Genomic DNA, 24,966 nt, shown 5'->3' on the forward strand with positions numbered 1-24,966 from the left:
TGCAAGGCCAGCGAAGCACACGCAGTGACGAGCGTGGGGGCACTTGTCGTTCTTGACACCAACATCGTGCTGGACGCCTTCGTGTTCAGCGACGCTGCCGCGCTGCCCTTGCGCGCGGGGCTGCAAGACGGCTCCCTGCAGTGGATCGCCACCCCCGACATGCGCATCGAGCTGGCCCGTGTGCTGGGCTATGCGCAGATCGTGCCCCGACTGGCCTTCTATGGCCTGCAGGCAGACGAGGTGCTCGCGGCGTTCGACCGGCATGCCCGGCGGGTCGAAGCCGCGCCCAAGGCGCCCGTGACCTGCGCCGACCCCGATGACCAGATCTTCATCGACCTGGCGGTGCGCCACCGCTGCGCGCTGCTGAGCAAGGACCGCGCGGTGCTCAGGATGCGCAAGCGGCTGGCGGCGCTGGGCGTGCACGTGGGTATCGCGCTGGCGCACCAACCGGCCTGAAACAGCTGGCGTGCGCCCGGGCGGGCGTAAACTGAGAGGGTGCCCGATCGGCAAGGGAGCAACGTCCTTGCCGCACCGGCGCCTCGGGCTCTGCGCCCCTTCCTGTCTGAAAAGGCCCCGCCATGACCACCCCATCCCCCCTCATTCCCGAAGCCGATGTTGAAGCGATGCGCAGCGAAGACTTCGATGCGCTTGACGACATCCTCGACGACCTGCGCACCCGCTACGACGAGACCCCTCAGTGGGAGTTCTGCGAGGGTTTCATGGCCGCGCTGATCTGCTGCCGGCGCCCGATCCCGCCCGCGGAGTACCTGCCGGTGCTGCTGGGCCTCGACGATGACGACACCGCCGAGGCTGGCGGCGAGCAGGATCCCGCCGGCTCCTTCGCCGACGAGGCCCAACACGGGCGCTTCATGGCGCTGTGGGCGAAACGCTGGAACGAGGTGGCCGCTGCGCTGAACATCCCGATCGAGCGGCTCGACGACGAGCGCGCTTACGCGCCCGAGGTGATGGACGTGCGCGGAGGCGTGGCCAGCCTGTCCGAGGCCGAGCGCGCTGAACTCGGCGACGCCGACCTGCCGGCCTTCGCGCAGGTCTGGGCCCTGGGATTCATGTTCGCGGTGGAGAACTGGCCCGAGGAATGGGAGGCGCCGCGCGACAAGAAGATCGCCAGGATCCACGACGAAGCGCTGGACGCCATCGTCGCGCTGACCGAGGACGACGAGGACGAGCCCACGATGTCCGCGCTCAGCGAAGACGGCCCGCCGAGTGTCAGCGCCGCGCGCCTGAACACCTACGGTGAAGCGCTGTGGGCGGTCTACGACCTGCGCGAGATCTGGCGCGACATCGGCCCGCGCGTCGAGACCGTGCACCGCGTGCCCACCCCGGGCCGCAACGACCCCTGCTCCTGCGGCAGCGGCAAGAAATACAAGAAGTGCTGCGGAGCGTGAGCATGAGCCGGTCCTGAACTCCTGGCTTTATAGGCCTACTTGGAGGGAGAGGGACGCCGATTTCTGCCTGATTCGCCATTGAGCAGGCAGTGAAACTTGAAAATGGTGGTAACGTAATGTGCGGGCTAACGGCCTATTTCGACTGTCTTGAACCGATGCAAAGTGGTGGCATCCGGTATGGCCGGTCCTTGCGGTGCCGGGCTTCAACCGGCGTCCGGCACCACTGCGGTGACTTCGATTTCGACCTGGGCCCGCGCTTCCATCAAGGCGGACACCTCCACGCAGGTCATGGCCGGAAAGTTGCGCCCCATCACGGCCCGGTAGGCCGCGCCCAGTTCGGGCAGCCGGCGCAGATACTCGTCACGGCTCGTCACATACCAGGTCATTCGTACCATGTGCTCCGGGCCCGCGCCGGCTTCCTTCAAGACAGCCGCCACATTGCGCAGGGTCTGTTCGACCTGGGCAATGAAGTCCTCAGTCTCGAACTGCTGCTGCGCATTCCAGCCGATCTGGCCGCCGACGAAGACCAGCGTGCCGCGTGCGGCCACGCCGTTGGCGTAACCCTTGGGGGTGGCCCATCCGGGCGGTTGCAGGATCTTCATGGCGTCCTCAGCTTGAAGCGTTGCAGTTTGCCGGTCTCTGTGCGCGGCAGCGTGTCGCGGAACTCGATCTGGCGCGGGTATTTGAAGGGGGCAATGGTCGCCTTGACGTGGTCCTGCAGGGTCTTGACCATCGTTTCGTCCCCGGAGAAGCCAGGTTTGAGCACGCAGAAGGCCTTGACGATCATGCCGCGGGCGTCATCGGTCACGCCGATCACCGCGCATTCGGCTACTGCGGGGTGGCGTAGCAGGGCGTCTTCCACCTCGGGTCCCCCGACGTTGTAGCCGGCCGTGATGATCATGTCGTCGTCGCGCGCCTGGTAGAAGAAATAGCCATCGGCGTCCTGTACAAAGGCGTCGCCGGGATAGTTCCAGCCGTCCTTCACATAGCGCGTTTGGCGCTCGTCGCCGAGGTACTTGCAGCCCGTGGGGCCGATCACCGCGAGCTTGCCGACCGTGCCGCGCGGTACCTCGACGCCCACGTCGTTGACCACTTTCGCGGTGTAACCCGGCACCACCTTGCCGATGGCGGCGTGCCGCACCTCGGCCCCGGCAGACGAGATGAAGATGTGGAACATCTCGGTGGCGCCGATGCCGTCGATCATCTCGATGCCGGTGGCCTCGCGCCAGAGGGTTCGGGTGGCGTCTGGCAGGCCTTCGCCGGCGCTCACGCACAGACGCAGCGAAGGGATTCCGACAGCCTTGGCGAATGGCGCCATCTGTCGGTAGAAAGTGGGCGCGGTGTAGCAGATCGTCGCACCGACTTCGCCGATCAACCGCACCATGGCCTCAGGGGTGTAGGCAATGTCCGGGTAGTACACCGAGGCGCCGGCCCACATCGGGAAGATCAGCATCCCGCCCAGGCCGAAGGTGAAAGCCAGCGGCGGCGAGCCCATCACGATGTCATCCGGCGTGGCGCACAGCACGTGGCGCGGCCAGCATTCGCAGGCGGCGAGTACGTCGCGGTGGGTGTGAATGGCGGCTTTGGGCTTGCCGGTGGTGCCCGATGTGAACGCCATCAGCGCAATGTCATCGGCGGCCGTCGGGCAGGGCGCAAACACCCCGGACTTGCCGGCGCACAGGGCGCCCAGGTCTGCCGGATCGTCCGCGGCATTGAATTTCTGGATGGTGCGCAGGGCCGGGTGCTCCTGCTGGGCGTATTTCAGTTCCGCCAGCAGCGTGGCATCGCAGAGCGCCAGCGCGGGTTGGGCCTTGTCGATGATGTCGCCGAGTTCGCGGGCGCGCAGCAGGGGCATGGTGGCCACCGCCACCATGCCGGCCTTGACCACCGCCAGCCAGCACAAGGCCATGCCGACAGAATTGCCGCCGCGCAGCAGCACCCGGTTACCGGAGACCAGGCCCATGTCTTCGGTCAGCCACTGGGCAATACGGTTGACGCGCTCGGCCACTTCCTCGTAGCTGAACGTGACGCGGCTGGAGCGCAGCAGGGGGCGTTGGCCGAACCCTTTGGCGGGGGCCTTGTCCAGCAATTCCTCGACCAGGTTGAGCTGCGGCGGGAACTGCAGCTCCGGCCGGTTGTAGTGCAGGTCCGGCCACTGGCCTGGTGGCGGCAGGCGGTCATGGACGAAGCGGTCAAGCTGCGCGCTGACGCCACGCGGGGGCGCAGCAGGCGGGCTGGCTGGCGGGTTCATGGAACTACTCCTGCAGAACGGCTTTGCCGATGATGAGCTGCTGCACCTCGGTGGCGCCCTCGTAGATGCGCAGCGAACGGATGTCGCGGTACAGGCTTTCCACCTTGGCACCGACTTCCACACCACGCCCGCCGTGCATCTGCAGCGCCATGTCGATCACTTTCTGGGCGTTTTCGGTGGCCGTCATCTTGGCGGCAGCCGCGGCCACGCTGCGCTCGCGTGCGCTGCCGGCCCCCAGGTCGCGCATCCAGGCGGCGCGGTAGGTCAGCAGGGCGCCGGCATCGATCAGCGCGGCCATTTCGCCGATTCTGGCCTGCGTGAGCTGGAAATCGGCCAGCGTCTGACCGAACATGCGGCGCTTTCGCGCCCAGTCCACCGCCTCGGCGAGCGCGCGGCGCGCCATGCCCAGCGCGGCCGCGGCCACCGAGGCGCGGAAGATGTCCAAGGTCTGCATCGCCAGCTTGAAGCCGCCGTTGACCTCACCGAGCAACGCGCCGGCAGGTACACGGCAGCCGTCGAACACCAGCGTGGCCAGCGGGTGCGGCGCCATGACATGGATGGCGCGGCTGGCGTCCAGGCCCGACGTACTGGCGTCCACGACGAAGGCGCTGATGCCTCGGCTGCCGCCTTGCGGGTCGGTCTTGGCGAACACACAGTAGAAATCGGCCAGGCCGCCGTTGCTGATCCAGGTTTTTGAGCCCTGAAGCACAAAATCCGAATCGTTTTGGCCTGATCCCATCGTCAGATGGCCACGAGCAGCTACTGTTTGCATAGCGGCCACGTCGGAGCCGGCGTCGGGCTCGCTGAGGGCGAAGGCCGCGATCTTTTCGCCACGGGCCACCGCCGGCAGGTAGGCGGCCTGCTGCGCGGGCGTGCCGGCCAGCGAGATCGCGCCGCTGCCCAGTCCCTGCATTGCAAACGCAAAGTCGGCCAGCGGCGAATGGAAGGCCAGCGTCTCGCGCAGCACCACCAGCGCGCGAGAATCCAGCGCCGGCAGGGCGCCACCGTGCTCGGCGGCCACGCAGTAGCGCAGCCAGCCGCCGTCGCCCAGGCGGCGCACCCAGTCGCGGCAGGCGGCGCGGTCGTCCGCTTCATCGACGGCCTGGGCCGGCGTCCAGTCGCGCAGGCCGTCGGCCAGCTGGCGGTGGGCCTCGTCGAAGAAAGGCAGGGCCAGATGGCCGGCGGGCGCGCGCTGGTCGGTGCTGGCCATGTCAATCGCCTCCGAAGACGGGCTTCTGTTTCGCCGCGAACGCCTCGTAGGCGCGGCGGAAGTCCTGGGTCTGCATGCAGATGGCCTGGGCCTGTGCCTCGGCTTCGATCGCTTGCTCGATGGTCATGGCCCACTCCTGCTGCAGCATGGTCTTGGTCATGGCGTGGGCGAAGGTGGGGCCGGCGGCGAGGTCCCGCGCCATTTGAGTGGCTGCCCCCAGCAGGTCGGCGCTGTCGTGCAGCGCGTTGAAGAAGCCCCAGGCCAGGCCTTCGGTAGCCGTCATGGCGCGGCCGCTGAACAGCAGCTCGGAGGCGCGGCCCTGGCCGATCACGCGCGGCAACAGCGCGCAGGCGCCCATGTCGGCGCCGGCCAGCCCGACGCGGGTGAACAGGAAGGCGGTCCTGGAGGCGGGTGTGCCGTAGCGCAGGTCGCAAGCCAGCGCCATCATCGCGCCCGCGCCGGCGCAGATGCCGTCGATGGCGCCCACGATCGGCTGCGGGCAGTTGCGCATCGTCTTGACCAGGTCGCCGGTCATGCGGGTGAACTCCAGCATCTCGGGCATCGTCATCTTCGTGAGCGGTCCGATGATCTCGTGCACGTCGCCGCCGGAGCAGAAGTTGCCGCCCGCACCGGTGACCACCACGACCTTCACGTCGTTGGCAAACTTCAGCGCCTGAAACAGGTCGCGCAGCTCGGCGTACGAGTCGAAGGTGAGCGGGTTCTTGCGCTCAGGCCGGCTCAGCGTGACCGTGCCCACGCCGTCCTCGAACGACCAGGTGAAGTGGCGCGCGTGATAGCCGGCCCGGGGCTCGAACTGGGCGCGCATGGGGTTGTTGGGGCCGATGAAGTGCTTCATGGTTCTTCCTGAAAACGGGATTTCACCTTGCCAAGCAGGCGGTGCAACTGTGTGATTTCGCGTCCGTCCAGACCAGCAAAGGACTCGACGATCCACCCCTCGTGGGCGCGTGCCATGTCTTCGAAGGCCTCGCGCCCCTTGGGTGTGAGGCGCACGCGCCAGGCGCGCCGGTCGCCTGCCACGTCGATGCGTTCCACCTGGCCCTCGGCGACGAGCTGGTCGGTGATGCCGGTGACATTGCCACCGGTCACCATCATGCGGCGCGACAGCTCGTTCATGCGCAGCCCGTCGGGCGCACGTTCCAGCTGGGCCATCAGGTCGAAGCGTGGCAGCGTGGTGTCGAACTGCTCGCGCAAGGCCGTGCGCACCTGTTTTTCCACCAGCTGCGTGCAGGTCAGCAGGCGCAGCCACAGGCGCAGTTCTTCCGGGTGCTCGCTGTGGGCGCGGGCTTCGAGGTCCATCGGGACGGGTTCCATTTAGCTATGTGTTTAGTAGCAAACAATGACCTTTTTACGCCGGAATCTGGCGATTCTTGTTTGAAATTTCGCGGTACAGCTGGACGCGGCCGCTTTCATAGGGGCGCGGCCAAGTGACGGCGCGGCTTTGCAGCTTGGCCGTTTCGTGCAGTGTCCAGGCCGGGTCGGCCAGGTGCGGGCGGCCGACAGCGCACAGGTCGGCCCGGCCGGCGGCGATGATGCTGTTGGCATGATCGGCTTCGCTGATGGCGCCGACGGCCATGGTGGCGATGTCCACCTCGTTGCGGATGCGGTCGGCAAACGGTGTCTGGTACATGCGGCCGTATACCGGCTTGGCTTCGCGCGTGGTCTGGCCGGACGACACGTCAATCAGGTCGCAGCCCGCAGCCTTGAACAAGCGTGCGATCACCACGGCGTCGTCGTCGGTGTTGCCACCGGGCGTCCAGTCGTGCGCCGAGATCCGCACGCTCATGGGTCGCTCCGTCGGCCAGGCGGCGCGCATGGCGGCGAAGACCTCCAGCGGGTAGCGGCAGCGGTTTTCCAGGGTGCCGCCGTAGTCGTCGGTGCGCTGGTTGGTCAGCGGGCACAGGAAGCTGGACAGCAGGTAGCCGTGGGCGCAATGCAGTTCCAACCAGTCGAAGCCGGCCGCGGCGGCGCGGCGTGTCGATTCGACGAATTGCCCGGTGAGTGTGTCCATGTCCGCGCGGGTCATGGCGCGCGGTGTCTGGTTCTGCGCGCCATAGGGCACAGCGCTGGCGGCCATCAACGGCCAGTTGCCGTCCGGCAGCGGCTCGTCGTTGCCTTCCCAGCCGACGCGGGTCGAACCCTTGGGGCCGCTGTGCCCGAGCTGCAGGCCGATGCGAGTGTCACCCTGGCCGTGCACGAAGTCCACGATGCGTTTGAAGGCAGCAGACTGCGCGTCGTTCCACAGGCCGGGGCAGCCGGGTGTGATGCGGCCTTCCGGCGTCGGGCTGGTCATCTCGACCATCACCAGCGCAGCGCCACCCATCGCGCGGGCGCCGAGGTGCACCAGGTGGTAATCCTGGACCACGCCGTCCACCGCGCTGTACTGCGCCATGGGGGAGACGACGATGCGGTTCTTCAGCGTCAGATGACGCAGCTTCCAAGGCGTGAGCATCGGTGGCATGACGGTGCCGCCCGAGAACCAGGCCTCGTAGCCTTCCAGCCATTTCGCATCGCGCAGGCGCAGGTTTTCGTGGCTGATGCGCTGGCTGCGCGTCAGCATCGAGTACATGAACTGCTGGGGTTCGAAACGGTCGCAATAGCGCTCGCCGCAGACCTCAAACCACGCCATGGCGTTCCACGCGGCGTTCTGCAGCTTGAGCACCTCCACGTTGCGCACTTCCTGGTAACGGGCCAGAACCTCCGGGATGTGCGCGGCGGTATCGCCCATCTCGACGAACAGGCGCGTCAGCTCGATCGCGTCCTCGATCGCCAGCTTGGTGCCCGAGCCGATCGCGAAGTGCGCCGTGTGCACCGCGTCGCCCATCAGCACCACATGGCTCTTGCCGTTAAACAGCGACCACTGCTCGCACTTGACGCGCTGGAAATTGAGCCAGGCCGAGCCGCGCAGGTGGCGCGCGTTGGTCATCAGCCTGGCGCCCTGCAGGTTCTTCGCGAACACCTTTTCGCAGAAGGCGATGGACTCGGCCTGGTCCGCCAGATCCAGTCTGTGCGCCTGCCAGACGTGCTCGGGGCATTCGACGATGAAGGTGGTGGTGGTCTCGTCGAACTTGTAGATATGCGCCTGGAACCAGCCGTGCTCGGTCTTCTCGAACAGGAAGGTGAACGCGTCGTAGAGCTTGTTCGTGCCCAGCCAGATGTAACGGTTGGGCCGCACCACGATGTCGGGCTTGAAGACGGTTTCGTACTTGGTGCGGATTTTGGAGAAGATGCCGTCGCTGGCAATGATCAGGTCAGCGTCCGGGAAGTCCTCGTCCGATTCCACGTCGGTGTCGAAGACCAGATTGACGCCGAGTTGCTCGCAACGCTCCTGCAGGATGTTCAGCAGTTTCTTGCGGCCGATACCGACGAAGCCGTGGCCGCCCGAGCGGATGACTTCGCCTTTGAACTCCAGCTCAATGTCGTCCCAGTGGTTGAACGCCTGCTGGATCTCGCTGGCCGTCACCGGATCCCACTGGCGCATGTTGTCCATGGTGGCGTCGGAAAACACCACGCCCCAGCCGAAGGTGTCGTAAGGCTTGTTGCGCTCGACCACCGTGATGTCGTGCGCCGGGTTGCGCATCTTCATCAGCAAGCCAAAATAAAGGCCGGCAGGGCCGCCACCGATGCAGACGATTTTCATGGGCACTCCTGTGGCAACTAGTTCACTAAAAAATAGTTTAGACCTAAACAAAATGACGCCGAAGAGGGAAAACCCGGATGACCATGGCATCGAAGGCGCACAATAAGAGTTGTTCCATGAAGGAGAGTGCAGATGCTTTACAAGTTCAAGTCACGTAGCACGGGCGACCTGATCATGCTGGAGGTCAACGGGCGTCAGGTGATGGAGATTCTCGGCAAGGACCCCGATGCGCCGGGCATCATCGAGGCCGCCGATGCGCCGGCGGCCATTCACGTGCTTGAGGCCGCCGTTGCCAAGGAAGAAGCCAGCCGCCAGGCCGCGATCGAAGAAGCGGCCGCCCGTGGCGAGCCCGAGCCCCGGTTTGACGGCATCACGCTGCGCCAGCGCCTCGTGCCGCTGATCGACATGTTGCGGCGCAGCGGGGCAGCTGGCAAGGAAGTCGTCTGGGGGGTGTAGAAGGAAAAACGCCCGGAGCAAGGCCACCGGGCGATAAGGGTGGGGCGTGCCCGGCGATCAATCCACTTTGGCGCCCGAGGCCTTCACCACGGCGGCCCACTTGATGTGTTCCGCGTCGATCATCTTCGCGAATTCTTGCGGGGTGTTGCCGCCAGGAATCGCACCTTGGGCCAGCAGCTTTTCCTTCACTGCGGGCGAGGCCAGCGCCTTGGCCGTTTCCTGCTGGACGCGATTGACGATGTCGGGCGGCGTGCCAGCTGGCGCCAACAGGCCGAACCAGGAACTCGCGTCGAACCCCTTCAGGCCCGCAGCCTCCGCGATGGTGGGCAGATCCGGCACGGCGGCTGAGCGTTCGGCGCTGGTCACCGCGAAAGCCTTGAGCTTGCCGGCCTTGATCTGCGGCAGGGCTGAGGGCAGGTTGTCGAACATCACATCCGTATTGCCGCCCATCAGGTCCAGCAGCGCCGGACCGGAGCCCCGGTACGGAATATGCGTCATGAAGATGCCGGTGCGCGACTTGAACAGTTCGCCGGCCAGGTGGATCGAGGTGCCGTTGCCGCTCGAGGCCATGCTGAGCTTGCCGGGGTTGGCCTTCGCGTACTTGATGAAGTCCGCCACGGTGTTGATGCCCAGCGCCTTGGCGCGCTCCGCGTTCATCACCATCACATTGGGCACGCCGGCCACCAGCGTGATCGGCGCGAAATCTTTCTGCGGGTCGTAGGGTAGTTTGCCGTAGAGCGCCTTGTTGATGCCATGCGTGCCCACCGTCCCCATCAAAAAGGTGTAGCCGTCCGCCGGTGACTTCGCAACAAGATCGGCGCCGACGTTGCCGCCGGCCCCCGCCCGGTTCTCCACGATGAACGACTGGCCGAAAGCACGCGACAGCTCGGGCGCCATGGCGCGCGCCAAGATGTCGGTGGTCCCGCCCGGTGCGAAGGGCACGACGATGCGCACCGGTTTGCTCGGCCAGGCGGTCTGCGCCTGCAGTGTCGGCGCGGCCAGCACCAGAGCGGCTGCAAGAGCCATCAAGCCCCTGCGGGCGTGGAAGGATGAAGGCATGAGGTCTCCTCAGTATTTGATTCGCCGGCCGCCGAGCGGTCGGCCGGCACGATCATGCCATCGTCCCGCGTTGACGGACACCCTCGGGTACCCTGATCACGCCACGCCACGGGCGCGAAAAAAAGCCGCCGGTCCGTGCGGAGCGGCGGCCTGACCCAAGCTGGTAGCGCGCGTCAGTCGGCGTAGATACCCGCGGCCTTGATGACCGGGCCCCACTTGGCAATCTCGGCGGCCACGAACTTCTGGTGCTCCGCCGGCTCCATGCGCTTGTCCGTGACGACGATGGCACCCAGGCCCTCTTGTTTCTTGATGAACTCGGGATCTTTCAGCGCGGCCTTCAAGGCGGTGTTGATCTTGGCGGCGACATCGGCGGGTGTTCCCTTGGGCGCGTACAGGCCGTGCCAGATCGTGACCTCGAATCCCTTCAGGCCCGATTCGTCGAGCGTGGGGATATCCTTCAGCGCCGGCACTGTCAAGCGCTTGAGGGTCGTCACGCCGAAGGCCTTGATCTTCTTGCCTTCGATCTGGCTGCTGGTGTTGGTGGTCTGGTCGCACATCAGGTCGATCTGGCCACCGATCAGGTCCGTCATCGCCGGTGCGGTTCCCTTGTAAGGGACGGTGGTCATGTCGGTCTTGACAGCGTCCTGAAACATCAGGCCGCACAAGTGCGACGCCGAGCCCAGCCCCGCGTTGCCCAGGTTGATCTTGCCTTTGTTCTGGTTGATCCAGGCGGACAGTTCCTTGAAATTGTTCGCTGGCAGGGCCGGCTTGCTGATCAGCGTCATCGGCACGTCATTGATCATCCCGAGGTACACGAAATCGGTTTCGACCTTGAACGGAAGGCTACGATAGAGCGCCGGCATGGTGGCCATGGCGATGTGCGCCAGCAGCAGGGTATGACCGTCGGGATTGGCCTTGGCGACCTTGTTGGTGCCGATCGTGCTGCCGGCGCCGGCAGCGTTTTCCACCACGATGGTCGCGCCAAGCGGCTTGCGCATGGCTTCTGCCAGATCGCGAGCCACGCGATCGGTCGGCCCGCCCGCCGCGAAAGGCACGACGATGGTGACCGGTTTGTCCTTGATGGGGAAGTCAGCAGCCAGCGCGCCGGTGGTTGCCAGTGCCGCAGCCGCGAGGACGGCAAGGGATTTTGAAAAAATCATGTTGTCTCCATGGAAGTAGTGCAGCAATCGTAGCCATCCGTCAGCCTTTCGGCATCCCGAAAACTACGTATCCCACATCCGGCAGCCGGAAATTCGAGGAGTCCAGTCCCCAGGATCCGCAGCCTACTCGTAGCTGCGCGCGTCCTCTATGACCTTGCCGTCATTGGGCAGGCTGCCGGGCAGAAGCACCTCCACGTCCCCGCGCAGCTTCGTCACGTCGCGAATGGCCTCGCCAACGCGGGCGTGCAGGCCTTCTGGCGCCGTGCACGCGGTTTCGACCTTGAGTGTCATGCTGTCGTTGGCCATCGCGCCGGTCACGACCAGGCGCGCCTTCACGATGTCGGGAAATCGCTTGACGATTTCGGCGACCTGGCCAGGATGCACGAACATGCCGCGGATCTTGGTGGTCTGGTCAGCGCGCCCCATCCAGCCCTTGATGCGCGTGTTGGTGCGCCCTGTCGGGCAGGGACCTGGCAGCACGGCCGACAGGTCGCCGGTGCCGAAGCGCACGAGCGGATAGTCGGCATTGAGCGAAGTGACAACCAGTTCCCCGACTTCTCCTTCGGGCACCGGATCGCCCGTACCGGGGCGCACGATCTCGACGATCACGCCCTCGTCGAGCACGAGGCCTTCACGGGCCGAGGTTTCGTAGGCGATCAGGCCAAGGTCGGCCGTGGCATAACACTGGTAGCCATCGATGCCGCGCTCCCGGAACCAGTCCCGCAGGCTGGGAGGGAACGCCTCGCCGCCGAACATGGCCTTGGTCACGCTGGGCAGGGCCACGCCCATCTCGGCGGCCTTCTCGACGATGATGCGCAGGAAACTTGGGGTGCCGATATAACCGGCCGGGCGAAGCTCGGCCATGGCCTGCACCTGCTGCTCGGTCTGCCCGGTGCCGCCGGGGAACACGGTGCAGCCCAGGGCGTGGGCACCGGTCTCCATCATCGAGCCGGCCGGCACGAAGTGGTAGCTGAAACTGTTGTGGATCAGTTCGCCGGGCCGGAAACCCGCGGCAAAGATGGCGCGGGCCATGCGCCAGTAGTCGCGGCCAACGCCTTCGGGCTCGTAAATCGTGCCCGGGCTGGCGAACACCCGCGGCATGGCGGGACCAAAACCGACGGCGCTGAAGCCGCCAAACACACTGCCGCCCTCGCTGCGTAGCTTCTTCTGGGTTTCCAGCAGTTCGTGCTTGCGCGTCACCGGCAACGTGGCCAGCGCCGCGCGAGACGTGATGGACGCCGGGTCGACGCCCGCAAGGATGCCGGCAAACGCTGGCGCCCGGGTCTGCGCATTGGCAATCTGGCCGGGCAGCGCGCGCAGCAAGGCCGCTTCGCGCTCGTCGGGGTGGCGCTGTTCCAGCGCGTCGAAGAATGGGCTCATGCGAATATCTCTCGGCAGGAAAACGGTTGCGAAGTCGGCGGGGCCTCAGGCAAGCCAGCGCTTGCGCCGCTTGTAGCTCTTGACGTCCTTGAAACTCTTGCGCTCGCCGCCGCCGACGCCGAGGTAGAACTCCTTGACGTCCTCGTTGTTGGCCAGGTCGTTCGCGGCGCCATCCATCACCACGCGCCCGCTTTCCATGATGTAGCCATAGTCGGCGTAGCGCAGCGCCATGTTGGTGTTCTGCTCGGCCAGCAGAAAGGTGACCTTTTCCTTGGTATTGAGGTCTTTCACGATGTTGAAGACTTCTTCCACGATCTGCGGCGCCAGGCCCATCGACGGCTCGTCCAGCAGCACCATGCTCGGGTTGGCCATGATCGCGCGGCCGATCGCGCACATCTGCTGTTCACCGCCCGAGGTGTAGGCGGCCTGCGAGGTGCGCCGGGTCTTCAGCCGGGGGAAATAGTTGTAGACCTTTTCCAGGTTGGCCGCGATCTCACCCTTGTCCTTTCGGGTGTAGGAGCCGGTCATCAGGTTTTCCTCGATGGTCAGGTGGGCAAAACAATGCCGGCCTTCCATCACCTGCACCACGCCACGCTGCACCAGGTCGGCCGGCGAGAGGTTTTCGATGCGCTCGCCGCGCAACTCGATCGAGCCCTTGGTCACCTCGCCGCGTTCCCCTTTAAGCAGGTTGGAGACGGCTCGCAGCGTGGTGGTCTTGCCCGCTCCATTGCCACCCAGGATCGCGACGATGCCACCCTGCGGCACCTGCAGCGACACGCCTTTGAGCACGAGGATCACATGGTTGTAGATGACCTCGATGCCGTTGACGTTGAGAACGATATTTTTCGCATCACTCATGGTGGTAGTTCCATTCAAACCAAATGAAAGGCCCGCACGGCGACCCTTTCATTTGGCGGCCCATCGGGGCCGCCGCCCTCCCGCGCGAACGGGAGGGTTGTGGGTCCGATCAGGAGTTGCAATCCGCCGGCGTGCGCGGGGTGAGCTTCTTGTCGGCGGCGTACTTGGCCGCGGTGGACTTCACCAGTGGTTTCAGAATCTGCTCGTCGGCCTGCAGCCAGTCGGAGCTGAAGTTCCACTTCTTGCCGTCCCAGGTGTGCACGCGCGCCCAGTTGGAGCCCATGTGGTCCGCGCACGAGGTGCTGATCGGGCGCATCACGCCGGCGAAGCCCAGTGCGTCCAGCTTCTTCTGGTCGAGCGCAAGGTTCTCGTAGCCCCAGCGCGCCTGTTCGCCGCTGACCCACTTGCCCTTGCCATAGCGTTCCTGGGCGCGCTTGACGCCCTCGACCGCCAGCATCGCGCTCATGGCGCCACGCATGTACAGCACCTGGCCCACTTCGTCGCGCGGACCCGTGCCCTGACCCTTGTCATGCACATTCTTCAGGATGTCGGCCACGACCTTGGAGCCCGGCTCGGCGCCATGCTGCATGGTGACGGCGTTGTATCCCTTGGCGCCGTCGCCCACGTCCTTCACGTCGGGCTCGGCACCCGACCACCACACGCCGTACATCTTCTCGCGCGGGTAACCGGTGGCCTGGGCTTCCTTGATGGCGGTGGAGTTCATCACGCCCCAGCCCCACAGCAGCACATAGTCAGGCTTGGCCTGGCGAACCTGCAGCCAGGTGGCTTTCTGTTCCACGCCGGGCGCGGTCACGGGCAGCAGCTGCAGATCGAAACCCAGCTGCTTGCTGCGTTCCTGCAGCAGGGCGATGGGCTCCTTGCCGTAGGGGCTGTCGTGGTAGACCAGCGCAATCTTCTTGCCCTTGAGCTTGTCGAGTCCACCTTCCTTCTTGCCGATCTGCTGGACCAGCGCATCGGCGGCCAGCCAGTAGGTGCCCGCCAAGGGGAAGTTCCATTTGAAGATCGTGCCATCCTGGCTCTCGCTGCGGCCATAGCCGGCAGTGATCAGGGGGATCTTGTCGCCAGGGGCTTTTTCGGTCAGGGCAAAGGTGATGCCCGTGGACAGAGGCTGGAACACGGTGGCGCCGCCATGCTTGCCTTTCAGGCGCTCATAACACTCCACGCCACGCGCGGTGTCGTAGCCGGTTTCGCACTCTTCGTAGATGATCTTGACGCCGTTGATGCCGCCTTGGGCATTCACCAGCTTGAGGTAGTCGGCATAGCCGTTGGCCCATGGCACACCGTTGGGTGCGTAGGGGCCCGTGCGGTAGGGCAGGCCGGGGAAGAATTGCTCCTTGGCCTGTGCGAATGCCGTGGCTCCCACGGCGGCCAGGCAGGTGGCCAGAGCGATAGTGCGTAGTTTCATAACGTCTCCTGATGTTGAGGCACTTGAATCGTGCCGGGGTTGCTTGGCGAAAAAACTCGGTAACTCAGTGCGGGAACGGCCACAGGCGCAGCTTCTGCTTGCCGATGGACCACAGCTTGGCCAGGCCGTGTGGTTCCACGATCAGGAACCAGACAATCAGCGCGCCAAAGATCATCAGTTCTGCGTGGGAAATACCGGCGGTGGAAATCTCCAGGCCGACGAGGTTGCCCAACAGCGGCAGGGCCTGGTTCAGCGCGATCGGCAGAATCACGATGAAGGCGGCACCGAAGAAGCTGCCCATGATGGAGCCCATGCCGCCGATGATCACCATGAACAGCAGCCGGAACGACTGGTCCACCGAGAAGGCCGCCGGCTCCCAGGCGCCCAGATAGACGAACCCCCACAGCGCACCGGCCACGCCCACAATGAAGGAACTGACGGCAAAGGCACTGAGCTTGGCATACATCGGGCGGATGCCGATCACGGCCGCGGCCACGTCCATGTCGCGGATGGCCATCCATTCGCGTCCGATGGCGCTGCGCACCAGATTCTTGGCCAGCAGGCCAATGACCACCAGGATGCTCAGGCACAGCAGGTACTTGGCCATCGGCGTCTCGACCGGCAGGCCGAACACCTGCAGGTTGGATACCGAGACCGAGCCCGACGGCGAATCATTGGTGAACCATTTGACCCGCAGGAACATCCAGTCGGCAAAGAATTGCGCTGCCAGCGTCGCCACGGCCAGGTACAGCCCCTTGACGCGCAGGCTGGGCAGACCGAACAGGATGCCGAAAGCCGTCGCACACAGGCCGCCCAGGATCAGTGACGGGATCAGCGGCATGCCCGGGACGCGCACGAAGAAGTTGTAGGCGCCATAGGCTCCCACGGCCATGAAGGCGCCCGAGCCCAGCGAGATTTGGCCGCAGTAGCCGACCAGGATGTTCACGCCGATGGCAGCCAGCGAGAAGATCAGGAACGGAATCAGAATGGCCCTGAACAGGTAGTCGCTGGCCAGCATCGGGACCGCCAGGAAGGCAAACGCCAGGATGAGCGCGATCGCGATGCGATCCTGCGAGATCGGGAAGATCTGCTGATCAGCCCGGTAACTGGTCTTGTACTGACCGTTTTCGCGGTAAAACATGTGAAGGCTTTCTTAGACGCGGTCAATGATTTTTTCGCCGAACAGACCTTGAGGCCTGAACAGCAGGAAGACGAGGGCCAGCACATAGGCGAACCAGATCTCGATGCCCCCGCCCACGAACGGTCCGAGGTACACCTCCGACAACTTCTCGCCCACGCCAATGATCAGGCCGCCGATGATGGCGCCCGGCACCGACGTCAGGCCGCCCAGGATCACGACCGGCAGTGCGCGCAGCGCCACGGTGGCCAGCGAGAACTGCACACCCAGCTTGGAGCCCCAGATCATCCCGGCCACCAGCGCGACGATGCCGGCGACGCACCAGACGATGACCCAGATGCGGTTCAGGGGAATGCCGATCGACTGGGCGGCCTGGTGGTCGTCGGCGACGGCGCGCAGCGCGCGGCCGGTCGAGGTCTTCTGGAAGAACACGCTCAGCGCGGCCACCAGCGTCGCAGCAATGGCCGCGGCGATGACATCTTCCTTGTTGACCAGCACCCCGCCCGGGAACATGCCTTCCAGCATGAAGATCGGCTCCTTGGGCATGCCGATGTCGATCTTGTAGATGTCACTGCCGAAGATGGTCTGGCCCAGGCCTTCGAGCAGGTAGGTGATGCCCAGCGTGGCCATCAGCAGCGTTGTGCCTTCCTGGTTGACCAGATGCCGCAACACCAGCCGCTCGATCAGCCAGGCCACCAGGAACATGACGGCGCCAGCCATCAGGAACGCCAGCGCGGTCGCGACCATGGTGTTGCTGGTGCCGGTCCATTTCGGCACCCACTCGGCAAAGCGGGCCATGGCCAGCGCGGCAAAGAGCACCATGGCGCCCTGTGCAAAGTTGAACACGCCGGAGGCCTTGAAGATCAGCACGAAGCCGAGCGCCACCAGCGAATAGAGCATGCCGGCCATCAGGCCACCAAGCAGGGTTTCCAGAAAGAATGCCATTTGATTTGCTCCCTTGATCAGTGGCTGGTGCCGAGATAGGCGCTGATCACGTCCGCGTTGTTGCGCACTTCCTCGGGGGTGCCGTCACCGATCTTCTTGCCGTAATCCAGCACGACCACCCGGTCCGAGATGTCCATCACCACACCCATGTCATGCTCGATCAGGACGATGGTGGTTCCGAATTCGTCGTTGACGTCCAGCACGAAGCGGCACATGTCCTGCTTTTCCTCGACGTTCATGCCGGCCATCGGCTCGTCGAGCAGCAGCACTTGCGGCTCCATGGCCAGCGCACGCCCCAGGTCCACCCGCTTCTGCAGGCCGTAGGGCAGTTGTCCCACCGGCGTTTTGCGGAAGGCCTGGATCTCCAGGAAGTCGATGATGTGCTCGACGTATTCGCGGTGGCGGATTTCCTCGCGCTCGGCCGGCCCGATGCGCAGGGCCTGCATGAACAGGTTGCTCTTGATCTTGAGATTGCGCCCCGACATGATGTTGTCGATCACGCTCATGCCCTTGAAAAGTGCCAGGTTCTGAAACGTGCGCGCCACGCCCATCTCGGCCACCTGGCGTGAGTTCATGTGGCTGAAGGTCTTGCCGCGAAAGGTGATGCTGCCCTCTTGCGGCGTATAGACGCCGTTGATGCAGTTCAGCATCGAGCTCTTGCCGGCACCGTTGGGGCCGATGATGGCGCGAATCTCGTGCTCCTTCACGTTGAAGGAGATGTCGGTCAGGGCCTTGACGCCGCCGAACCGAAGACTGATGTTGTTGACGTCAAGGATGACGTCGCCGATTTTCTTGCTCATGGTGCTTGCGTCGTTTCTCAGGCGGCTGCCTTGACAGGGGCGAAGGTCTTCGCGTCGGAGATCTTCAGCGTGGCGCTCACGCTGCCGGAGCGACCGTCCTCGAACTTCACGACGGTCTCGATGAACTGCTCTGTCATGCCGCCATACAGCGCATCAACCAGGGGCTGGTACTTCTCGGCGATGAAGCCACGGCGGACCTTGTTGGTGCGGGTCAGTTCGCCGTCGTCAGCGTCGAGTTCCTTGTGCAGCACCAGGAAGCGGCTGACCTGGCTGCCCGCCAGCAGTTCGTCGATCGACAGGTCGGCGTTGACCTTTTCCACGCACTCCTTGATCAGCTGGTAGACCTCGGGCTTCTGGGCCAGATCGGTGTAGCCGGCGTAAGGAAGGTTGCGGCGCTCGGCCCAGTTGCCCACGGCGTCGAAGTCGATGTTGATCATCACGCAGACCTTCTCGCGCTGGTCGCCATAGGCCACCACTTCCTTGATCTGCGGGAAGAACTTGAGCTTGTTCTCCACGTACTTGGGCGCGAACATGGCACCGTCGTTGTCGCCGCCCTTGATGCGGCCGACGTCCTTCACGCGGTCGATGATCTTGAGGTGGCCATGCGCGTCGATGAAGCCCGCGTCGCTGGTGTGGTACCAGCCGTCAGCGGTCAGCACCTCGGCCGTGGCAGCCGGGTTCTTGTAGTACTCGCGCAGCAGGCCGGGCGACTTGACCAGAATCTCGCCGTTGTCCGCCACCTTGATCTCCACGCCGCGGCACGGCACACCGACGGTGTCGGCACGCGCCTCGTTGTCGGGCTGCAGGCAGACGAACACGGCGGTCTCGGTGGAGCCGTAGAGCTGCTTGAGGTTGATGCCGATGGAGCGGTAGAAGCTGAACAGGTCGGGCCCGATGGCCTCACCGGCGGTGTAGGCCACGCGCACCCGGCTCATGCCCAGGTTGTTGCGCAGCGGACCGTAGACCAGCAGATTGCCGAGCCAGTACATCAGGGCGTTGCCGAAACCGATCGACTTGCCGTCCATGCGGGCAGGGCCGACGCGCCTGGCCACGTCCATGAAGGTATGGAACATCTTGCGTTTCAGTGCGCCGGCGTCCTCCATGCGGATCATCACGCTGGTCAACAGACCTTCGAACACGCGCGGCGGCGCAAAGTAATAGGTCGGGCCGATCTCCTTCAGGTCGATCGTGACCGTGGCGGCTGACTCGGGGCAGTTCACCACATAGCCGCAGACCAGCCATTGCGCGTAACTGAAGATGTTCTGGCCGATCCACGCCGGCGGCAGGTAGGCCAGCACCTCCTCGTTGGGGCTCAGCTTGTCGAACTCGGCCCCGGCCTGGCCGCGGTCGATCAACGTGCCGTGGGTGTGTACCACGCCTTTCGGGTTGCCCGTGGTGCCCGAGGTGAAGAACATCGCGGCCACATCGGCCGCCTGGGCCTTGTCGACCTCGGCCTTGAAGAAATCCGGGTGCTCTTTCGAGAATGCGGCGCCGGCGCCGATCAGCTCGTCCAACCCCGCCAGGCCATCCTCCATGTAATTTCGCAGGCCGCGCGGGTCGTCGAAGAAGATGTTCGAAAGCTGCGGGCAGCGGTCGCGGATCTCCAGCATCTTGTCCACCTGCTCCTGGTCTTCGACCAAGGCAAAGCGGACATCGGCGTTGTTAATCGGGAAGACGCATTCCGCGGCGACGGCATCCTGGTACAGCGGCACAGGGATCGCACCGAGCGATTGCGCCGCCAGCATGGTGGCGTACAGCCGGGGCCGGTTGGCACCGACGATGACCATGTGTTCGCCGCGTCGCAGCCCGGCCTGATGCAGGCCGCAGGCCACATGCTCCACCAGCGCGGCCAAGTCGGCCCAGCTGTGGGTTTGCCAGATGCCATATTCTTTTTCGCGCATGGCAGGCGCGCTGCCGCGCTCGGTGGCGTGCTTGAGCAAAAGTCGTGGGAACGTGGTCAACATGGCTGGTACCTGGTCTCCAGAGTCAAGCTGCCCGGAAACAAAAAGTCCGGGTTCGCTGTTGTGCCCTGAATGTAGGCATCCATTTGACGTTATGTTGTCGTTTCGACGACAATCTTCGGGTGTGTTCTCTCAGGACTTTCCCTAATAACGGACATTCGTTGGCACCCCATGCACGCTGAAGCCTCCCTGTACCAGCGCCGCCGCCGTCCGCGTGGCGACGAGCTCGACGGCATCCCCTGGCTCGCCCTGCTGCTGCCAGCGGAGCGCGAGCGCGCCGTCGACGAGCTGCGCGTGGGCGACGCGCAAGCCGGTGACTACGTCTGCCGCGTCGGTCGGCCGGTGACCTACTGGTTCGGCGTGGTGGAAGGCTTGCTGAAGATGAGCAGCGACAGCGCCGACGGCCAGACCATGACCTTCACCGGTGTGCCGCCGGGCGGCTGGTTCGGCGAAGGCACGGCGCTCAAACGTGAGGTCTACCGCTACAACATCCAGGCCCTGCGCCGCAGCGTGGTGGCCGGCATTCCGGTCGATACCTTCCATTGGCTGCTGGACCATTCCATCGGGTTCAACCGCTTCGTGATGAACCAGCTCAACGAGCGCCTCGGGCAGTTCATTGCTGCGCGCGAGATCGACCGGATGAACACCCCCGAGCTGCGCGTGGCGCGCAACCTGGCCTCGCTGTTCAACCCCGTGCTGTACCCCGGCGTCGGCGAGGTGCTGCGCATCACCCAGCAGGAGCTGGCCTACCTGGTGGGGCTGTCGCGACAGCGCGTGAACGAAGCCCTGGCCGCGCTGCAGGCCCGCGAGCTGATTCGTGTCGAATACGGTGGTCTGCGGGTGCTGAACCTCGCCGGACTGCGCTCCAGCGAGTTTTGATGGTCCAATCGGTCAATTCCCAGCGTCGAAGGGTCACTGGTAGCTACAGAAGTAATAGTCGATGACGATGCAAAAACCTCCTGCCCGCACACCAGTTGTGCCGGCCTCCGCGGCCTCCGGCCCCTCCGGCCCCTCCGGCGCCATCCGACGTGCGCCCGCACCGGCCGGCACGCTCACACGGGTGGCCGGGCCCACCGACACCATCCGCCTGAACAAGCGCATGGCCGAGCGCGGCCTTTGCTCGCGCCGCGAGGCCGACGACTGGATCGCCAAGGGCTGGGTCAAGGTCAACGGCCAGGTTGCGACCATGGGATTGCAGGTGAAACCGTCCGACCGCATCGAGGTGGACAAAAAGGCCGAGGGCCAGCAGGCCACGCAGGTCACCATCCTGCTGAACAAGCCGATCGGGTACGTCAGCGGCCAGGCCGAGGACGGGCATGAGCCGGCCGTGACCCTGTTCACCGCGCAGAACCGCTGGCGCGACGACAACGCGCGCTTTTTCTTCCACCCCTCGCAGTTGCGTGGCCTGGCGCCAGCGGGGCGGCTGGACATCGACTCCGTCGGCCTGCTGGTGCTGACGCAGGACGGCCGGGTGGCGCGCCAGCTGATCGGCGAAGACTCGGTGATGGAGAAGGAATACCTGGTGCGCGTGAGCTACCTGGGCAGCGGCGAACCCGTGTCCCGGGCTCCGGCGCGCGCACAGGCGCCGCGCGATGCAGATCGCTTCGAGGCGTCGCCCGCGCAGGCTCGGCCCGGCGCGCTGCGCACCATCCATGAAAACGACCCCGTGACCACCGACGTGCAATCGGTTTTTCCGCCGGCGCTGCTGGCGCGCCTGCGCCACGGCCTGAGCCTGGACGGCCAGGCGCTCAAGCCCGCGCAGGTGGACTGGCAGAACCCCGAGCAACTGCGCTTTGTGCTGACCGAGGGCAAGAAACGCCAGATCCGGCGCATGTGCGAACTCGTCGGCCTGAAGGTCGTCGGGCTGAAACGCGTGCGCATCGGCCGCGTGATGCTGGGCAACCTGCCCGTGGGGCAGTGGCGCTACCTGGCGCCGCACGAGCGGTTTTGAGCCGGTCGCTTGGCGCTGCGCTCGGTTGAGACGCAACGCGATCGCGAGACCGCCACCCCAGCGTTTTTGCGACAAAATTTGTCGCAACAATGGGCACACTGTGAACTTCCCTGACGGAGGTCATCGATTCCACCCCGGGATCTCCGCCGGTTTGCCCAGAGCGCGCAGGAGAGGTTGTTTCAATGTCACGATTTGTAGAAAGCTGGGACGATCCATTCTCCCGGAATGAGGCCGCACAGCCGGGTATCGATGCCTGGTTCATGCATAGCACCGGGCGCCCCTCCAAGGGGGCTCCGGATGCGGCGCTGACCTTTTCAACCTTGTTGCTCAGTCCCGCAACGGATGCCCTTACCCGCGCAGCCTGGCAAGCGTTGCGAGGTGCCTTCGTTTTTGTCAAGGTTGAACACGTCCGGTTCGAGGGCGTGAATGCCGTCGGAGCGCTCGAGTACTGTTTGCAGGACCTGCCTCAGATCACTCAGGCCATCGTCCATGCGTCTGACAACCGCCATGACGAGATCGTCAGTCAGATCGGTTCTGTGCTGAGCCGGGTCGGCGCGCCGTTGAGCGTTCTGGTAACCCGCAATGACGGCCCCTTTGTTCCGGGGACGTTTCACGGATGCATCCGTGCAGAAGAAGGTGCATTGGCCCGCACCGCGCTCTCGGCATTGATGATGTTTCAAGGGCTGGATGCAGCGGTTGAGGTGGTATGTCTCGACGTGGGGGACGTCAGGTCGGTCTTGGGCGAGACCGCCAGCGGTGTCCGCCTGGTGGAGGCCCTGTGGCTGCCCGCGGACAAGAAACTGGTGTTCTGTGATTCGCGGGACATCGACCATGTTGCGGCCGCCAGTGCGCTTTGGGTCAGCATTGATGCATGGAATATTTCGCTGAAAGAAACCCGCGAAATCTGCAACGCATACCCGATCAATGTCGACGCCGACCAATCCGGGCGGGTGAGGGTCTTGAACATACCTCGGCACCAGTGGTACGCCACAGCCTTGTATGGCCCGTTGACACGGGTGCGAATCTTGTGTCGCTGATCACGACGAAATTTGTCGCAGGCGTGCGGATCATCAGAGGCAACACAACGAATGCCTCATGCGCAGCCGGTCGCCCAGTCCTTCATTTCCCGCAGTCCACCGCGTCCACCCGGAACCTCGGCACGTCCTGATCGCCACTGGCCATTTCGGCCGCCAGGTGCTGTGGGAGCAGGACCGTCTGCTGTCAGGGTTTGAATTGCGGGTTCTGGTCGTGCGCCGCACGCCCAAGCCGATGGCCGCCTCCCCTCTGGTGCGCACCGGTAGGCGCGGCGTGTCGCATTGCGCCCAAAGCGCCTGAACCCGTCGCACCCTCTCGCTATCATCGGCCCATGGATCGCAACTTCCCGCGTCTGCTCCACACCCTCCAGCTGATTCCGGCGAGGGGCAAAATCTCCGCGTCAATGCTTCTGGAACGGCTGGGGAACTTGGGGTATGAGGTGGACGCGCGGACGGTTCAACGGGATCTGAAATCCCTGACGATTCCCTTCGGCCTGGAATGCGACGACCGCAACAAGCCCTATGGCTGGTACTGGGCCAACGAGGCCAAACGGATCACCGTGCCGGGCATGGACGCCAGTCAGGCGCTTAGCCTTCGCCTGCTGCAGACCTACCTGATCGACCTGCTGCCCGAATCGACGGTCCAGGACCTGCGCCCTTACTTCGAAGAAGCCAGCAACCAACTCACGCAGCACTACGGCGACACCGCCGTGCAGCGCTGGCTCGACAAGGTGGCCATCGTGCCGGCCTCGCAGCCCTTGCTGCCCCCGACGGTCAAGCGGTCCGTGCATGACGCCGTGACGCAAGCCCTGCTGTCTGAACGGCAACTGGATTTTCAATACACCAGCGCAGGCGGCAAGGTCGCCAAGTCCGCTACGGTCCACCCGCTCGGCCTGGTCCAGCACGGCGTGGTGCAGTACCTCGTCGCCACCTTCTTCGACTACGAAGACCCCCGGCTGCTGCCCCTGCACCGCATCGAGTCTGCCACGCTGCTGGTGGCTGCTTCCAGCACGCCGCCCGGTTTCACATTGCGGGGCTACATCGAGCAGGGCGCCTTCGGCTTCGGCCACCGGAATGCCCACACCAAGCCTGTTCGACTCGTCGCGGTTTTCGGAGCCCAGTCCGGCGCGCACCTGCTGGAATCAAAGCTCTCCGTCGACCAGACGGTGCAGGAGCTCGCCGACGGCCGCCTGCGCTTCACGGCCACCGTGCCGCACACGGAGCGCCTGATCTGGTGGCTGCTGAGTTTCGGGCCGTATGTGAAGGTTGAGAAGCCGCTGACGCTGCGGCGCGAGGTGGCATCGCGTCTGCGTGAAGGCGCGGCGCAGTATGGCGACGTCGCCGGGGATGATGCGGATACGGGGCCAGCCACGCAGCCCTGAACAGCGGCAGCCGGGTTCATTCAAATCCCCCGCCGCCGCCTTGCCGTCAACCCCCCGTCGAGGCTCGTCGAGATCCGTCCAGGGCGTCCGGGGCAAGATCAACAGCCGTTCCATTTGGCGTCATGGCGATTGCATCCAGTTTTCAAGCTTGAGTCCCTTGACCCGCCCAAAGTCTTTCGCGTTGTTCGTGACAATCACTGCCTCGATGCTGCGGGCGTGCGCGGCGATCAGCATGTCGTTTGCCCCGAGTTGCTGGCCCTTCTTCTTGAGGTCGGCTCGTATTTCAGCGTAGTGTCTTGCAGCGTCTGGAGTCCAGTCAAGAACTTCGACATGCCGGGCAAACAAGTCCACCACTTGCTGATTGGCCTTCTTCCGGGCCGAAAGCTGGACGCCGTAAAGCAGCTCTGCCAGGGTCACCACCGAAATGCACTGCTGCGCCAGCGGCACGGACTCGATTCGTTCAAGCAGGACGGGCGCCGACTTGCGGGTGATGAAAATGCAGGTATCGGTGTCCAGCATGTACCGGCTCATGGGAAGGCTCGCTCCTGCACTGGCAAATCCTCGACGCCGTCCATGAAGTCATCCGTGGCGCGCACATCGGATTCGAGGAACGACTTCCAGCTGGTCGGGCGCGGCGAAAGGATCACGTCGTCGCCGACCTTGCGGATGTAGACGTCCTTCATCCCCTCCGGGAACCTGAATTCCAGAGGAATCGTCACCACCTGGGCACGGTTGTTCTTGCCGACGCGGGCTGTTTGCAATGTCATGAGTTGCTCCAAGTTGCCATGTATCAAAGTATATGGCTGAACTGGCATGTGTCAAGGCATGTATCTTGGCTGAAGGCGCAAGCTTTCAGGCCGCGTTTTTAGCGACGAATACTGTCGCAACATG

At 64.6% G+C, this 24,966-nt stretch carries 24 protein-coding genes; 7 read left to right on the forward strand and 17 right to left on the reverse strand.

The genetic code is table 11. The features are described 5' to 3' along the window. The first annotated feature begins 33 nt into the window (after positions 1–33). Positions 34–456, forward strand: a complete 423-nt coding sequence (locus ACMUOY_RS03525) for a putative toxin-antitoxin system toxin component, PIN family (RefSeq protein ID WP_413891151.1) — start codon at positions 34–36, stop codon at positions 454–456. A 122-nt stretch (positions 457–578) separates the two neighbouring features. Beyond that, positions 579–1,406 (forward strand): UPF0149 family protein, encoded by an 828-nt coding sequence (locus ACMUOY_RS03530; protein ID WP_413891153.1) that lies wholly within the window; start codon positions 579–581, stop codon positions 1,404–1,406. Positions 1,407–1,609: 203 nt separating this feature from the next. On the opposite strand, the gene ACMUOY_RS03535 is transcribed toward ACMUOY_RS03530, so the two are convergent. The 6 genes from ACMUOY_RS03535 to ACMUOY_RS03560 are packed head-to-tail and all read right to left on the reverse strand — an operon-like array spanning position 1,610 to position 8,525. Continuing rightward, positions 1,610–2,008 (reverse strand): RidA family protein, encoded by a 399-nt coding sequence (locus ACMUOY_RS03535; protein WP_413891155.1) that lies wholly within the window; start codon positions 2,006–2,008, stop codon positions 1,610–1,612. Then, a complete protein-coding gene (locus ACMUOY_RS03540; RefSeq protein ID WP_413891157.1) occupies positions 2,005–3,657 on the reverse strand; it encodes an AMP-binding protein in 1,653 nt (550 codons plus the stop codon). The genes ACMUOY_RS03535 and ACMUOY_RS03540 overlap by 4 nt, the downstream gene beginning before the upstream one ends. A gap of 4 nt (positions 3,658–3,661) precedes the next feature. Then, positions 3,662–4,867, reverse strand: a complete 1,206-nt coding sequence (locus ACMUOY_RS03545) for an acyl-CoA dehydrogenase family protein (protein WP_413891159.1) — start codon at positions 4,865–4,867, stop codon at positions 3,662–3,664. Position 4,868: 1 nt separating this feature from the next. After that, positions 4,869–5,723: an enoyl-CoA hydratase family protein gene (locus tag ACMUOY_RS03550; protein WP_413891161.1), complete on the reverse strand. Its 855-nt coding sequence runs from the start codon at positions 5,721–5,723 to the stop codon at positions 4,869–4,871. Further along, a complete protein-coding gene (locus ACMUOY_RS03555; protein WP_413891163.1) occupies positions 5,720–6,184 on the reverse strand; it encodes a MarR family winged helix-turn-helix transcriptional regulator in 465 nt (154 codons plus the stop codon). The genes ACMUOY_RS03550 and ACMUOY_RS03555 overlap by 4 nt, the downstream gene beginning before the upstream one ends. 49 nt (positions 6,185–6,233) lie before the next feature. Further along, positions 6,234–8,525: a bifunctional salicylyl-CoA 5-hydroxylase/oxidoreductase gene (locus tag ACMUOY_RS03560; RefSeq protein WP_413891165.1), complete on the reverse strand. Its 2,292-nt coding sequence runs from the start codon at positions 8,523–8,525 to the stop codon at positions 6,234–6,236. A 132-nt stretch (positions 8,526–8,657) separates the two neighbouring features. Here ACMUOY_RS03560 and ACMUOY_RS03565 point away from each other — a divergent pair, with 132 nt between their 5' ends. Next, complete coding sequence (locus ACMUOY_RS03565) at positions 8,658–8,981, forward strand: DUF1840 domain-containing protein (RefSeq protein ID WP_413891167.1); 324 nt, start codon at positions 8,658–8,660, stop codon at positions 8,979–8,981. Between the two features lie 57 nt (positions 8,982–9,038). On the opposite strand, the gene ACMUOY_RS03570 is transcribed toward ACMUOY_RS03565, so the two are convergent. The 9 genes from ACMUOY_RS03570 to ACMUOY_RS03610 form a co-directional block, all read right to left on the reverse strand. Further along, positions 9,039–10,040, reverse strand: coding sequence for a Bug family tripartite tricarboxylate transporter substrate binding protein (locus ACMUOY_RS03570; protein WP_413891169.1), 1,002 nt, complete (start codon positions 10,038–10,040; stop codon positions 9,039–9,041). A gap of 173 nt (positions 10,041–10,213) precedes the next feature. Next, positions 10,214–11,200, reverse strand: coding sequence for a tripartite tricarboxylate transporter substrate-binding protein (locus tag ACMUOY_RS03575; protein ID WP_413891171.1), 987 nt, complete (start codon positions 11,198–11,200; stop codon positions 10,214–10,216). A gap of 123 nt (positions 11,201–11,323) precedes the next feature. After that, on the reverse strand, positions 11,324–12,580 hold the full coding sequence (locus ACMUOY_RS03580) for a phenylacetate--CoA ligase family protein (protein ID WP_413891173.1): 1,257 nt from the start codon (positions 12,578–12,580) through the stop codon (positions 11,324–11,326). A 45-nt stretch (positions 12,581–12,625) separates the two neighbouring features. Beyond that, positions 12,626–13,438, reverse strand: coding sequence for an ABC transporter ATP-binding protein (locus ACMUOY_RS03585; protein WP_413891175.1), 813 nt, complete (start codon positions 13,436–13,438; stop codon positions 12,626–12,628). 109 nt (positions 13,439–13,547) lie between these two features. Beyond that, on the reverse strand, positions 13,548–14,864 hold the full coding sequence (locus ACMUOY_RS03590) for an ABC transporter substrate-binding protein (protein ID WP_413891177.1): 1,317 nt from the start codon (positions 14,862–14,864) through the stop codon (positions 13,548–13,550). Between the two features lie 64 nt (positions 14,865–14,928). Next, a complete protein-coding gene (locus ACMUOY_RS03595) occupies positions 14,929–16,005 on the reverse strand; it encodes a branched-chain amino acid ABC transporter permease (RefSeq protein WP_413891179.1) in 1,077 nt (358 codons plus the stop codon). Positions 16,006–16,017: 12 nt separating this feature from the next. Further along, entirely contained in the window at positions 16,018–16,947 is a 930-nt protein-coding gene (locus ACMUOY_RS03600; protein WP_413891181.1) for a branched-chain amino acid ABC transporter permease, read from the reverse strand. 17 nt (positions 16,948–16,964) lie between these two features. After that, the gene (locus tag ACMUOY_RS03605; protein WP_413891183.1) at positions 16,965–17,747 is read right to left on the reverse strand and encodes an ABC transporter ATP-binding protein; all 783 of its coding nucleotides are present in this window, start codon (positions 17,745–17,747) and stop codon (positions 16,965–16,967) included. Positions 17,748–17,764: 17 nt separating this feature from the next. Next, positions 17,765–19,711, reverse strand: a complete 1,947-nt coding sequence (locus ACMUOY_RS03610) for an AMP-dependent synthetase/ligase (protein ID WP_413891185.1) — start codon at positions 19,709–19,711, stop codon at positions 17,765–17,767. Positions 19,712–19,879: 168 nt separating this feature from the next. On the opposite strand from ACMUOY_RS03610, the gene ACMUOY_RS03615 reads away from it, so the two are divergent. The 4 genes from ACMUOY_RS03615 (at position 19,880) to ACMUOY_RS03630 (ending at position 24,075) form a co-directional block, all read left to right on the forward strand. Next, entirely contained in the window at positions 19,880–20,587 is a 708-nt protein-coding gene (locus tag ACMUOY_RS03615; RefSeq protein WP_413891187.1) for a Crp/Fnr family transcriptional regulator, read from the forward strand. Positions 20,588–20,648: 61 nt separating this feature from the next. Further along, complete coding sequence (locus ACMUOY_RS03620; protein WP_413891189.1) at positions 20,649–21,659, forward strand: pseudouridine synthase; 1,011 nt, start codon at positions 20,649–20,651, stop codon at positions 21,657–21,659. 182 nt (positions 21,660–21,841) lie between these two features. Next, a complete protein-coding gene (locus ACMUOY_RS03625; RefSeq protein WP_413891191.1) occupies positions 21,842–22,696 on the forward strand; it encodes a hypothetical protein in 855 nt (284 codons plus the stop codon). Positions 22,697–23,097: 401 nt separating this feature from the next. Further along, a complete protein-coding gene (locus ACMUOY_RS03630) occupies positions 23,098–24,075 on the forward strand; it encodes a helix-turn-helix transcriptional regulator (RefSeq protein WP_413891193.1) in 978 nt (325 codons plus the stop codon). Between the two features lie 120 nt (positions 24,076–24,195). Here the strand turns inward: ACMUOY_RS03630 and vapC are convergent, their stop codons facing one another. Together vapC and ACMUOY_RS03640 are read right to left on the reverse strand one after the other, a co-directional pair. After that, a complete protein-coding gene (vapC, locus tag ACMUOY_RS03635) occupies positions 24,196–24,594 on the reverse strand; it encodes a type II toxin-antitoxin system tRNA(fMet)-specific endonuclease VapC (protein ID WP_413891195.1) in 399 nt (132 codons plus the stop codon). Between the two features lie 8 nt (positions 24,595–24,602). Then, positions 24,603–24,842, reverse strand: coding sequence for an antitoxin (locus tag ACMUOY_RS03640; protein WP_413891197.1), 240 nt, complete (start codon positions 24,840–24,842; stop codon positions 24,603–24,605). Positions 24,843–24,966 lie beyond the last annotated feature (124 nt).

Origin of the sequence: Candidatus Skiveiella danica (assembly GCF_022705245.1) — a bacterium.
In the GTDB taxonomy this organism is placed as follows: Bacteria; Pseudomonadota; Gammaproteobacteria; order Burkholderiales; family Burkholderiaceae_C; genus Skiveiella; species Skiveiella danica.